The organism is Georgenia soli (assembly GCF_002563695.1).
Classification (GTDB): Bacteria; Actinomycetota; Actinomycetes; order Actinomycetales; family Actinomycetaceae; genus Georgenia; species Georgenia soli.
Genome location: NZ_PDJI01000004.1, coordinates 3962565 through 3974700, shown reverse-complemented (window position 1 = coordinate 3974700; position 12136 = coordinate 3962565). Strand labels below are relative to the sequence as shown.

General features: G+C 73.6%; 11 protein-coding genes and 3 pseudogenes. 7 read left to right on the top strand and 7 right to left on the bottom strand.

What is annotated here, in order from left to right; translation table 11 throughout:
* The coding region (locus tag ATJ97_RS19300) for an FAD-dependent oxidoreductase (RefSeq protein ID WP_143427086.1) at window positions 1–341 on the bottom strand (341 nt) is incomplete at its 3' end.
* A gap of 202 nt (window positions 342–543) precedes the next feature.
* Window positions 544–2013 (bottom strand): annotated as a pseudogene (locus tag ATJ97_RS19295) (leucyl aminopeptidase).
* Window positions 2014–2059: 46 nt separating this feature from the next.
* On the opposite strand from ATJ97_RS19295, the gene ATJ97_RS19290 reads away from it, so the two are divergent.
* From ATJ97_RS19290 to ATJ97_RS19280, 3 genes are all read left to right on the top strand, one after another.
* Window positions 2060–2413, top strand: coding sequence for a hypothetical protein (locus ATJ97_RS19290; RefSeq protein WP_098482236.1), 354 nt, complete (start codon window positions 2060–2062; stop codon window positions 2411–2413).
* Window positions 2414–2424: 11 nt separating this feature from the next.
* Window positions 2425–2916 (top strand): hypothetical protein, encoded by a 492-nt coding sequence (locus tag ATJ97_RS19285; RefSeq protein ID WP_245861972.1) that lies wholly within the window; start codon window positions 2425–2427, stop codon window positions 2914–2916.
* Between the two features lie 68 nt (window positions 2917–2984).
* Entirely contained in the window at window positions 2985–4016 is a 1032-nt protein-coding gene (locus tag ATJ97_RS19280; RefSeq protein ID WP_098482237.1) for a quinone-dependent dihydroorotate dehydrogenase, read from the top strand.
* Window positions 4017–4065: 49 nt separating this feature from the next.
* Here the strand turns inward: ATJ97_RS19280 and ATJ97_RS19275 are convergent, their stop codons facing one another.
* Complete coding sequence (locus ATJ97_RS19275) at window positions 4066–4644, bottom strand: DUF3043 domain-containing protein (protein ID WP_170037045.1); 579 nt, start codon at window positions 4642–4644, stop codon at window positions 4066–4068.
* Between the two features lie 52 nt (window positions 4645–4696).
* On the opposite strand from ATJ97_RS19275, the pseudogene ATJ97_RS19270 reads away from it, so the two are divergent.
* Window positions 4697–5583: pseudogene (locus tag ATJ97_RS19270) on the top strand (M20/M25/M40 family metallo-hydrolase); the annotation flags it as partial.
* A 39-nt stretch (window positions 5584–5622) separates the two neighbouring features.
* Here the strand turns inward: ATJ97_RS19270 and ATJ97_RS19265 are convergent.
* Window positions 5623–6387, bottom strand: a pseudogene (locus tag ATJ97_RS19265) (M20/M25/M40 family metallo-hydrolase); the annotation flags it as partial.
* Between the two features lie 52 nt (window positions 6388–6439).
* Here ATJ97_RS19265 and ATJ97_RS19260 point away from each other — a divergent pair.
* Complete coding sequence (locus ATJ97_RS19260; RefSeq protein ID WP_170037045.1) at window positions 6440–7018, top strand: DUF3043 domain-containing protein; 579 nt, start codon at window positions 6440–6442, stop codon at window positions 7016–7018.
* 49 nt (window positions 7019–7067) lie between these two features.
* Here ATJ97_RS19260 and ATJ97_RS19255 read toward each other — a convergent pair whose 3' ends face one another.
* The 3 genes from ATJ97_RS19255 to ATJ97_RS19245 form a co-directional block, all read right to left on the bottom strand.
* Window positions 7068–8099 carry a quinone-dependent dihydroorotate dehydrogenase gene (locus tag ATJ97_RS19255; protein WP_098482237.1) on the bottom strand — a complete coding sequence of 344 codons (1032 nt, stop codon included), beginning with the start codon at window positions 8097–8099 and terminating at the stop codon, window positions 7068–7070.
* Between the two features lie 68 nt (window positions 8100–8167).
* Entirely contained in the window at window positions 8168–8659 is a 492-nt protein-coding gene (locus ATJ97_RS19250) for a hypothetical protein (protein ID WP_245861972.1), read from the bottom strand.
* A gap of 11 nt (window positions 8660–8670) precedes the next feature.
* Window positions 8671–9024 carry a hypothetical protein gene (locus tag ATJ97_RS19245; protein WP_098482236.1) on the bottom strand — a complete coding sequence of 118 codons (354 nt, stop codon included), beginning with the start codon at window positions 9022–9024 and terminating at the stop codon, window positions 8671–8673.
* A gap of 46 nt (window positions 9025–9070) precedes the next feature.
* On the opposite strand from ATJ97_RS19245, the gene ATJ97_RS19240 reads away from it, so the two are divergent.
* Complete coding sequence (locus ATJ97_RS19240) at window positions 9071–10546, top strand: leucyl aminopeptidase (RefSeq protein WP_098482235.1); 1476 nt, start codon at window positions 9071–9073, stop codon at window positions 10544–10546.
* Window positions 10547–10748: 202 nt separating this feature from the next.
* Window positions 10749–12128 (top strand): dihydrolipoyl dehydrogenase, encoded by a 1380-nt coding sequence (gene lpdA, locus ATJ97_RS19235; protein WP_098482234.1) that lies wholly within the window; start codon window positions 10749–10751, stop codon window positions 12126–12128.
* Window positions 12129–12136: the final 8 nt, after the last annotated feature.

Below are 12136 nucleotides of genomic sequence, written 5' to 3'. Positions count from 1 at the left end.
CCGTTGACGAGGTTGACCTTGCGGGAGGAGACGAGCCCCTGCAGGCCCTTGTAGAGGCGGTTGACGATGCCCTCCTTGAAGGAGTTCACCGCGCTGACGTCGATGCCCTCGAGGGAGCTCTTGACGCCCACGCCCGCGCTCTCGCGGATGGTGTCGGCCACCTCGGCGGAGTGGAGCAGCGCCTTGGTCGGGATGCAGCCGCGGTGCAGGCAGGTGCCGCCGAGCTTGTCGGCCTCGATCAGGGCGACCGTCAGGTCGAGCTCGGCCGCCCGGAGCGCCGCCGCGTAGCCGCCGCTACCCGCCCCCAGGATGACGATGTCGTACTCCTGCGTATCAGCCACGTACCTCTCCTTGAGCGCACAAATGACCCTGACTGGGTCCGGTTCGCGGCCATTCTTCCACCCAAACCTCGTCCAGGCCCATTCGTCCCATGCCGCGAGCGTCACACCGCAGGGGTGCGGTGCGTCACATGCGGGCCGCGAGGACAGGAGCGAGCGGGCGGGCGCACGACGTCGAGCGCCCGCCTTCGCCCTCGGGGCACCGTCAGGCCCGGGCGGCGGCCTCGAGCACGCCGAGCAGGGTGCGCAGGCCCATGCCGGTGCCGCCCTTGGGGGTGTAGCCGTAGGGGCCGCCCTCGTTGTAGGCGGGACCGGCCACGTCGAGGTGGGCCCAGGGAGGTCGCCGACGAACTCCTTCAGGAACAGCCCGGCCACGAGCATGCCGCCGTACCGGTCGCCCATGTTGGCGATGTCGGCGACCGGCGACTTCAGCGACTCGCGCAGCTCCTCGGGCAGCGGCATCGGCCAGAACTGCTCGCCGACCCCCTGCGCGGCCGCCACGACCTCCTCACGGGTGGCGTCGGTGCCCATGACGGCCCCCACGCGGGCGCCGAGCGCCACCATCTGCGCGCCGGTGAGGGTCGCGATGTCGATGATCGCGTCGGGGTTCTCCTCGCGGGCCGCGGCGAGTGCGTCGGCCATGACGAGACGACCCTCGGCGTCGGTTGAGCACCTCGACGGTGGTGCCGTCACGCATGGTGACGACGTCGGAGGGCCGCTGCGCGCCGCCGCCGGGCATGTTCTCCGCGAGGGCGAGCCAGCCGGTCACTTTGACCGGCAGGTCCAGCGCCGCGGCCGCGAGCACGGTGTGCAGGACGGTGGCGGCGCCCGCCATGTCGTCCTTCATGTTCTCCATGCCCTTGGCGGGCTTGAGGGACAGGCCGCCGGAGTCGAAGGTGATGCCCTTGCCGACGAGGGAGTAGTGCGCACGGGCACGGGCGGGGGAGTGGACGACCTTGACCAGGCGCGGCGGGCGGGCGGAGCCCTGGCCGACACCGAGGATGCCGCCGTAGCCGCCCGCGGCGAGCTGCTTCTCGTCGAGCACCGTGACCTTCACGCGCGAACCCTTGGCCGCGGCGAGCGCCTCCTCGGCGAAGGACTGCGGGTACAGGTGCTTCGGGGAGGCGTTGACCAGGTCCCGGACGCCGCGCACGCCGTCGGCCACGGCCTGCGCGCGGGCCAGGGCGGCACGGGTCTCCTTCTGCCGGGCCGGGGTCGCGAGCTCGATGCGGGCCACGGGCGCGGGGTCGCTCGTGCGGTAGTGGTCGAAGCGGTAGGCACCCAGCAGCGCACCCTCGGCGACGGCACCCACCTGTGCGGCGTCGTCGGCGGGCAGGGCGAGGACGACGTCGGCGGAGCCGGCGAGCGAGCGCACGGCGGCGCCGGCCGCGCGGCGCAGCGCCTCCGGACCCACCTGACCGTCGGTGACCTTGCCCACGCCGGTGAGGACCACGACGGTAGCGGCCAGCTCCTCGCCGGCGGGGAGCCGGACGACCTCGTCGCCCTTGCCCGTCACGCCGAGCGCAGGCAGCAGAGCGCCAAGGGGCGCAAGGACCTTCGGCGGCAGGCCGGCCGCCAGGAGGCGGGGGCCGTCGTCGTCCTGGGCGACGGCGAGGACGATCGCGTCGGCGCTCGTGCGGGCGGGGTCCTTGGTGCTGAGCTTGAGGTCGGTCACGATCCCGAATGCTAGCCCGGCCGCCGCCGGGCGGTAATCTCCCGGGGTGCTCCCCACCGTCCTGATCACCTCGGTCCTCGCCGCCGCGCTCGGCCTGTGGGCGGCGTGGTACGCGGTGCGGGACCGCCCCGTGCTCTTCAAGCAGCTGGTCGGCGCGGGGGCCGTCGAGGCCGCCCTGCTCGCCCAGGTCGTCGTCGCCCTCGTGGCCGGGGCCGGCGGGCACGTCCCCAGCGAGCCGTGGACGTTCTGGGGCTACCTCGTCACCGCGCTGTTCCTGCTGCCGGTGGCGGCGGTGTGGGCGATGGCGGACCGTACCCGTACGAGCTCGGTGGCGCTGCTGGTCGTCTGCGTCGCCATCCTGGCGATGCAGGCGCGGGTGTGGCAGGTGTGGACGGCGTGAGCGGAGACGAGATGAGCACCAACGACGAGGCCGCCGTGCGGTCGCGGCCCGAACGCGAGGAGGTCGTCACGACCTCCGCCGTGGACACCCGGCGCCCGGCCTTCGGCCTGGGGCGCGTCCTGATCCTGGTGTACGGCATCTTCGCCGTCGCGGCCACGGCCCGGGCGGGCGTGCAGCTGATCACCAAGGCGGACGAGGCGCCGCTCGCCTACGGGCTGTCCGCCCTCGCCGGCGTCGTGTACGTGGTCGCCACCGTCGCGCTCGCCCACAACGGCCGCCGCATGCGGCGCGTCGGCTGGACCGCCGTGGTCTTCGAGCTGGTCGGGGTGCTGACGGTGGGCACGCTGAGCGTGGTCAGCCCCGAGCTGTTCCCCGACGACACGGTCTGGTCCGGCTTCGGCAGCGGCTACGGGTACGTGCCGGCGGTCCTGCCGCTGCTCGGCATCGCCTGGTTGTGGCACTCCAGCCCGGCCCGGATCGCCGCACGCGCCGACCGCGGCTGACCAGCCCTGGTCCGCGGCGCCGGGCGGTGCCGCAGGACCCGCCGGGGTCGCGGGTAGGCTCGCGCGACGTGTACCGGCTCCTCTTCCGCACCCTGGCCGTCCGTGTCGACCCTGAGCGTGCGCACCTGCTCGCGCTCGGGCTGATTCGCACCGTCTCCCGTGTCCCGGTGCTCTCCGACGCCGTCCGTGCGACCCTCGGCCGTCGCCCCGACGTCCCGGTGCCCGCGGCCGCCGACGGCGGTCCCCTCGCACGCCCCGTCCCCGGGGTCCTCGGCCTGGCGGCCGGGATGGACAAGGACGCGGACACGGTGCTGGGCATGGACATGATCGGGTTCGGCTTCGTCGAGGTCGGCACGGTCACCGCCCGGCCCCAGCCGGGCAACGAGCGGCCGCGCCTGTGGCGTCACGTCGAGCTCGGCGCCCTGCGCAACCGCATGGGGTTCAACAACCGCGGGGCCACCGCCGCCGGCGAGCAGCTGCGGCGCCTGCGCCGCTCCCGGCGGGGCCGTTCCGTCGTCGTCGGGGCGAACATCGGCAAGAGCAAGGTCACCCCGCTCGACGGCGCCGTCGCCGACTACGAGACGAGCGCCCGGGAGGTCGCCCGGTGGGCCGACTACCTCGTCGTCAACGTCTCCTCACCGAACACGCCCGGCCTGCGCGACCTGCAGGCCGTGGACTCGCTGCGCCCGATCCTCGCCGCCGTGCGCCGGGCCGCCGACGAGTCCGCCGGGCGCGCGGTCCCGCTGTTCGTCAAGATCGCGCCGGACCTCTCCGACGACGACGTCGACGCGGTCGCGGACCTGGCGCTGGAGCTCGGGCTCGCCGGCGTGGTGGCGACCAACACCACCGTGAACCACGACCTCGGGCCCGGCGGGCTGTCCGGCTCGCCGCTGCGGGAGCGCTCGCTCGCCGTCGTCTCGCGGCTGCGCGGGCGGCTGGGGGAGCGGGGCACCATCATCGGCGTCGGGGGCATCTCGACCGAGGCCGACGCCCGCGCGATGATCGCCGCCGGCGCCGACCTGCTGCAGGCCTACTCCGCGTTCGTCTACGAGGGCCCGGCGTGGCCGGGCCGGATCAACCGGGCCCTCGGGCGACGCTGAGCCGCGCGGCTCAGGCGGGGTGCTCGCCCCGCGCCCACCTGGGGCTTCGTCAGGCGGGGTACTCGCCCCGCCCCACCTGGGGCTTGGGCTGACGCATGCGGCGGAAGTAGAAGCTGCGCCCGAACGCGTAGAACCCGGTCCACGGCTGGATCTGGTCGGCGCCGAACTTCTTGCGCAGCCGGCGCTTGAGCAGCTGGACCATGATCAGGGAGTCGACGATCGCGACGAGCAGGACCCCGTACATGCCCAGCACCAGGGCGTTGGCGAGCTGCGGGAACTGCCCGGCGAACATCATCGCCACGATCATCACCAGCGCGAGCGGCATGAAGAACTCGGCGATCGACCAGCGTGCGTCGACGTAGTCGCGGGCGTACCGGCGCACCGGTCCCTTGTCGCGCAGCGGGAGGTAGCGCTCGTCGCCGGTGACCATCGCCTGGCGCTGCTTCATGTAGGCCTCGTTGCGCTGCTCGCGCGCGATCCGACGGGCCTCCTTGCGGTCGTCCGGCACGAGCGGGCGCCGGTTGCGGGCCTCGGCCTCCCTGCGCGTGGGCGTGGGGCGGCCCTTCCCGCCGGCGGTCTCGACGGGCTGCGGCTCAGGCTCGACGGGGGTCTTCTTGCGTCCGATCACCCCAGCAGGGTAGTCGAGCCGTGGAACCGGACGGGCGACTACCCTCGCTCGGGTGACCACCGTCGACGAACTCGCCCGCCGCACCCACGAGGCCTTCGGCCGCGTCCGTTCCGACCTCGAGGACCTCGTGCGCATCCCCAGCGTCTCCTCGCCGGCCTTCGACCAGGCGCACGTGCGTGCCAGCGCGGAGGCGGTCGCCGCCCTGCTGCGCGACGCCGGCATGCCGCAGGTCGACGTCCTGGAGGTGGAGCTGCCCGACGGCGGGAAGGGACGTCCCGCCGTCGTCGCCCACCGGCCGGGTCCCGACGGCGCACCCACCGTCCTCCTCTACGCGCACCACGACGTCCAGCCCCCGGGCGACCCCGCCGGCTGGACCTCGGACCCGTTCGAGCCGACGCAGCGGGGCGAGCGGCTCTACGGCCGCGGCGCGGCGGACGACAAGGCCGGGATCATGGCGCACGTCGGGGCCCTGCGGGTCCTCGGCGACGAGCTCGCCGTGGGCGTGACCGTCTTCGTCGAGGGTGAGGAGGAGATCGGCTCCCCGACCTTCACCCCGTTCCTGCAGGCCTACCGCGACCGCCTGGAGGCGGACGTCATCGTCGTCGCGGACTCCAGCAACTGGAAGGTGGGCGTGCCCGCCCTGACCACGTCGCTGCGGGGCCTCGTCGACTGTGAGGTCGAGGTGCGGGTGCTCGGGCACGCCGTCCACTCCGGGATGTTCGGCGGCCCTGTGCTCGACGCCGTCACGCTGATGTCCCGCCTGGTCGCGACGCTGCACGACGACAACGGCGACGTGGCCGTGGCCGGGCTCGCCTCCCGCGACGAGGCCGACGTCGACTACCCCGAGGACCAGTTCCGCTCCGACGCGGCGGGGTGGACGGCTACCGCCTCGCCGGCACCGGCCCGTTCGCCGCCCGCATGTGGACGAAAGCCGGCATTCTCGGTCATTCGGCCTCGACGTCGGCCTCGTCGCGGGAGGCGAGCCCCGGCCACGGCCACGTCGCCGTTGTTCGTCGTGCAGCGTCGCGACCAGGCGGGACATTCAGCGGTGACGGCGTCGAGCACAGGGCCGCCGAACATCCCGGAGTGGACGGCGTGCCCGAGCACCCGCACCTCGACCTCACAGTCGACGAGGCCCCGCAGCGACGTGGTCAGGGCGGGCACGCCCACCTTCCAGTTGCTGGAGTCCGCGACGACGATGACGTCCGCCTCCAGGCGGTCGCGGTAGGCCTGCAGGAACGGGGTGAAGGTCGGGGAGCCGATCTCCTCCTCACCCTCGACGAAGACGGTCACGCCCACGGCGAGCTCGTCGCCGAGGACCCGCAGGGCCCCGACGTGCGCCATGATCCCGGCCTTGTCGTCCGCCGCGCCGCGGCCGTAGAGCCGCTCGCCCCGCTGCGTCGGCTCGAACGGGTCCGAGGTCCAGCCGGCGGGGTCGCCCGGGGGCTGGACGTCGTGGTGCGCGTAGAGGAGGACGGTGGGTGCGCCGTCGGGACCCGGCCGGTGGGCGACGACGGCGGGACGTCCCTTCCCGCCGTCGGGCAGCTCCACCTCCAGGACGTCGACCTGCGGCATGCCGGCGTCGCGCAGCAGGGCGGCGACCGCCTCCGCGCTGGCACGCACGTGCGCCTGGTCGAAGGCCGGCGAGGAGACGCTGGGGATGCGCACGAGGTCCTCGAGGTCGGAACGGACGCGGCCGAAGGCCTCGTGGGTGCGGCGGGCGAGTTCGTCGACGGTGGTCACCCGAGCGAGGGTAGTCGCCCGTCCGGTTCCACGGCTCGACTACCCTGCTGGGGTGATCGGACGCAAGAAGACCCCCGTCGAGCCTGAGCCGCAGCCCGTCGAGACCGCCGGCGGGAAGGGCCGCCCCACGCCCACGCGCAGGGAGGCCGAGGCCCGCAACCGGCGCCCGCTCGTGCCGGACGACCGCAAGGAGGCCCGTCGGATCGCGCGCGAGCAGCGCAACGAGGCCTACATGAAGCAGCGCCAGGCGATGGTCACCGGCGACGAGCGCTACCTCCCGCTGCGCGACAAGGGACCGGTGCGCCGGTACGCCCGCGACTACGTCGACGCACGCTGGTCGATCGCCGAGTTCTTCATGCCGCTCGCGCTGGTGATGATCGTGGCGATGATGTTCGCCGGGCAGTTCCCGCAGCTCGCCAACGCCCTGGTGCTGGGCATGTACGGGGTCCTGCTCGTCGCGATCGTCGACTCCCTGATCATGGTCCAGCTGCTCAAGCGCCGGCTGCGCAAGAAGTTCGGCGCCGACCAGATCCAGCCGTGGACCGGGTTCTACGCGTTCGGGCGCAGCTTCTACTTCCGCCGCATGCGTCAGCCCAAGCCCCAGGTGGGGCGGGGCGAGTACCCCGCCTGACGAAGCCCCAGGTGGGCGCGGGGCGAGCACCCCGCCTGAGCCGCGCGGCTCAGCGTCGCCCGAGGGCCCGGTTGATCCGGCCCGGCCACGCCGGGCCCTCGTAGACGAACGCGGAGTAGGCCTGCAGCAGGTCGGCGCCGGCGGCGATCATCGCGCGGGCGTCGGCCTCGGTCGAGATGCCCCCGACGCCGATGATGGTGCCCCGCTCCCCCAGCCGCCCGCGCAGCCGCGAGACGACGGCGAGCGAGCGCTCCCGCAGCGGCGAGCCGGACAGCCCGCCGGGCCCGAGGTCGTGGTTCACGGTGGTGTTGGTCGCCACCACGCCGGCGAGCCCGAGCTCCAGCGCCAGGTCCGCGACCGCGTCGACGTCGTCGTCGGAGAGGTCCGGCGCGATCTTGACGAACAGCGGGACCGCGCGCCCGGCGGACTCGTCGGCGGCCCGGCGCACGGCGGCGAGGATCGGGCGCAGCGAGTCCACGGCCTGCAGGTCGCGCAGGCCGGGCGTGTTCGGTGAGGAGACGTTGACGACGAGGTAGTCGGCCCACCGGGCGACCTCCCGGGCGCTCGTCTCGTAGTCGGCGACGGCGCCGTCGAGCGGGGTGACCTTGCTCTTGCCGATGTTCGCCCCGACGACGACGGAACGGCCCCGCCGGGAGCGGCGCAGGCGCCGCAGCTGCTCGCCGGCGGCGGTGGCCCCGCGGTTGTTGAACCCCATGCGGTTGCGCAGGGCGCCGAGCTCGACGTGACGCCACAGGCGCGGCCGCTCGTTGCCCGGCTGGGGCCGGGCGGTGACCGTGCCGACCTCGACGAAGCCGAACCCGATCATGTCCATGCCCAGCACCGTGTCCGCGTCCTTGTCCATCCCGGCCGCCAGGCCGAGGACCCCGGGGACGGGGCGTGCGAGGGGACCGCCGTCGGCGGCCGCGGGCACCGGGACGTCGGGGCGACGGCCGAGGGTCGCACGGACGGCGTCGGAGAGCACCGGGACACGGGAGACGGTGCGAATCAGCCCGAGCGCGAGCAGGTGCGCACGCTCAGGGTCGACACGGACGGCCAGGGTGCGGAAGAGGAGCCGGTACACGTCGCGCGAGCCTACCCGCGACCCCGGCGGGTCCTGCGGCACCGCCCGGCGCCGCGGACCAGGGCTGGTCAGCCGCGGTCGGCGCGTGCGGCGATCCGGGCCGGGCTGGAGTGCCACAACCAGGCGATGCCGAGCAGCGGCAGGACCGCCGGCACGTACCCGTAGCCGCTGCCGAAGCCGGACCAGACCGTGTCGTCGGGGAACAGCTCGGGGCTGACCACGCTCAGCGTGCCCACCGTCAGCACCCCGACCAGCTCGAAGACCACGGCGGTCCAGCCGACGCGCCGCATGCGGCGGCCGTTGTGGGCGAGCGCGACGGTGGCGACCACGTACACGACGCCGGCGAGGGCGGACAGCCCGTAGGCGAGCGGCGCCTCGTCCGCCTTGGTGATCAGCTGCACGCCCGCCCGGGCCGTGGCCGCGACGGCGAAGATGCCGTACACCAGGATCAGGACGCGCCCCAGGCCGAAGGCCGGGCGCCGGGTGTCCACGGCGGAGGTCGTGACGACCTCCTCGCGTTCGGGCCGCGACCGCACGGCGGCCTCGTCGTTGGTGCTCATCTCGTCTCCGCTCACGCCGTCCACACCTGCCACACCCGCGCCTGCATCGCCAGGATGGCGACGCAGACGACCAGCAGCGCCACCGAGCTCGTACGGGTACGGTCCGCCATCGCCCACACCGCCGCCACCGGCAGCAGGAACAGCGCGGTGACGAGGTAGCCCCAGAACGTCCACGGCTCGCTGGGGACGTGCCCGCCGGCCCCGGCCACGAGGGCGACGACGACCTGGGCGAGCAGGGCGGCCTCGACGGCCCCCGCGCCGACCAGCTGCTTGAAGAGCACGGGGCGGTCCCGCACCGCGTACCACGCCGCCCACAGGCCGAGCGCGGCGGCGAGGACCGAGGTGATCAGGACGGTGGGGAGCACCCCGGGAGATTACCGCCCGGCGGCGGCCGGGCTAGCATTCGGGATCGTGACCGACCTCAAGCTCAGCACCAAGGACCCCGCCCGCACGAGCGCCGACGCGATCGTCCTCGCCGTCGCCCAGGACGACGACGGCCCCCGCCTCCTGGCGGCCGGCCTGCCGCCGAAGGTCCTTGCGCCCCTTGGCGCTCTGCTGCCTGCGCTCGGCGTGACGGGCAAGGGCGACGAGGTCGTCCGGCTCCCCGCCGGCGAGGAGCTGGCCGCTACCGTCGTGGTCCTCACCGGCGTGGGCAAGGTCACCGACGGTCAGGTGGGTCCGGAGGCGCTGCGCCGCGCGGCCGGCGCCGCCGTGCGCTCGCTCGCCGGCTCCGCCGACGTCGTCCTCGCCCTGCCCGCCGACGACGCCGCACAGGTGGGTGCCGTCGCCGAGGGTGCGCTGCTGGGTGCCTACCGCTTCGACCACTACCGCACGAGCGACCCCGCGCCCGTGGCCCGCATCGAGCTCGCGACCCCGGCGGCCCGGCAGAAGGAGACCCGTGCCGCCCTGGCCCGCGCGCAGGCCGTGGCCGACGGCGTGCGCGGCGTCCGGGACCTGGTCAACGCCTCCCCGAAGCACCTGTACCCGCAGTCCTTCGCCGAGGAGGCGCTCGCCGCGGCCAAGGGTTCGCGCGTGAAGGTCACGGTGCTCGACGAGAAGCAGCTCGCCGCGGGCGGCTACGGCGGCATCCTCGGTGTCGGCCAGGGCTCCGCCCGCCCGCCGCGCCTGGTCAAGGTCGTCCACTCCCCCGCCCGTGCCCGTGCGCACTACTCCCTCGTCGGCAAGGGCATCACCTTCGACTCCGGCGGCCTGTCCCTCAAGCCCGCCAAGGGCATGGAGAACATGAAGGACGACATGGCGGGCGCCGCCACCGTCCTGCACACCGTGCTCGCGGCCGCGGCGCTGGACCTGCCGGTCAAAGTGACCGGCTGGCTCGCCCTCGCGGAGAACATGCCCGGCGGCGGCGCGCAGCGGCCCTCCGACGTCGTCACCATGCGTGACGGCACCACCGTCGAGGTGCTCAACACCGACGCCGAGGGTCGTCTCGTCATGGCCGACGCACTCGCCGCGGCCCGCGAGGAGAACCCCGACGCGATCATCGACATCGCGACCCTCACCGGCGCGCAGATGGTGGCGCTCGGCGCCCGCGTGGGGGCCGTCATGGGCACCGACGCCACCCGTGAGGAGGTCGTGGCGGCCGCGCAGGGGGTCGGCGAGCAGTTCTGGCCGATGCCGCTGCCCGAGGAGCTGCGCGAGTCGCTGAAGTCGCCGGTCGCCGACATCGCCAACATGGGCGACCGGTACGGCGGCATGCTCGTGGCCGGGCTGTTCCTGAAGGAGTTCGTCGGCGACCTCCCCTGGGCCCACCTCGACGTGGCCGGTCCCGCCTACAACGAGGGCGGCCCCTACGGCTACACCCCCAAGGGCGGCACCGGCATGGGCCTGCGCACCCTGCTCGGCGTGCTCGAGGCCGCCGCCCGGGCCTGACGGTGCCCCGAGGGCGAAGGCGGGCGCTCGACGTCGTGCGCCCGCCCGCTCGCTCCTGTCCTCGCGGCCCGCATGTGACGCACCGCACCCCTGCGGTGTGACGCTCGCGGCATGGGACGAATGGGCCTGGACGAGGTTTGGGTGGAAGAATGGCCGCGAACCGGACCCAGTCAGGGTCATTTGTGCGCTCAAGGAGAGGTACGTGGCTGATACGCAGGAGTACGACATCGTCATCCTGGGGGCGGGTAGCGGCGGCTACGCGGCGGCGCTCCGGGCGGCCGAGCTCGACCTGACGGTCGCCCTGATCGAGGCCGACAAGCTCGGCGGCACCTGCCTGCACCGCGGCTGCATCCCGACCAAGGCGCTGCTCCACTCCGCCGAGGTGGCCGACACCATCCGCGAGAGCGCGGGCGTGGGCGTCAAGAGCTCCCTCGAGGGCATCGACGTCAGCGCGGTGAACTCCTTCAAGGAGGGCATCGTCAACCGCCTCTACAAGGGCCTGCAGGGGCTCGTCTCCTCCCGCAAGGTCAACCTCGTCAACGGGTGGGGCAAGCTCGTCTCGCAGGACACGGTCGAGGTCGACGGCACCCGGTACAAGGGCAAGCACGTCATCCTGGCCTCCGGCTCCTACTCCAAGTCGCTGCCCGGCCTCGAGATCGGCGGCCGCGTGCTGACCTCCGAGCAGGCCCTGGAGCTGGACTTCGTCCCGAAGAGCGCGATCGTCCTCGGCGGCGGCGTCATCGGCGTCGAGTTCGCCTCCGTCTGGAACTCCTTCGGCACCGACGTCACCATCATCGAGGGCCTGCCGAACCTGGTCCCGAACGAGGACGTGGCCCTGTCCAAGGGGCTGGAGCGCGCGTTCCGCAAGCGCAAGATCGCCTTCCACACCAAGACCATGTTCTCCGGCGTCGAGCAGACCGACGACGGCGTGAAGGTCACCACCCAGGACGGGAAGACCTTCGAGGCCGAGATCCTCCTCGTCGCCGTCGGCCGCGGCCCCGCCACCGCCAACCTCGGGTACGAGGAGAACGGCATCCCCATGGAGCGCGGCTTCGTGCTCACGAACGAGCGCCTGCACACGGGCGTGGGCAACGTCTACGCAGTCGGCGACATCGTCCCCGGTCTCCAGCTCGCCCACCGTGGCTTCCAGCAGGGCATCTTCGTCGCCGAGGAGATCGCGGGCCTCAACCCCGCGCCCATCGTCGAGTCCGGCATCCCCCGGGTCACGTACTGCGAGCCGAACGTCGCCTCCGTCGGCCTCACCGAGGCCGAGGCCAAGGAGGCCTACGGCGCGGACAACGTCCTCGCCCTCGAGTACAACCTCGGCGGCAACGGCAAGTCCCAGATCCTCCAGACGCAGGGCTTCGTCAAGCTCGTGCGCGAGAAGGACGGCCCGATCGTCGGGGTGCACATGCTCGGCGCCCGTGTCGGCGAGCTCATCGGCGAGGGCCAGCTGATCGTGAACTGGGAGGCCTACCCGGAGGACGTCGCCGCCCTCGTCCACGCCCACCCGACGCAGGACGAGGCGCTGGGCGAGGCCGCCCTGGCCCTCGCCGGCAAGCCGCTGCACGCGCACAACTGACCCGATCG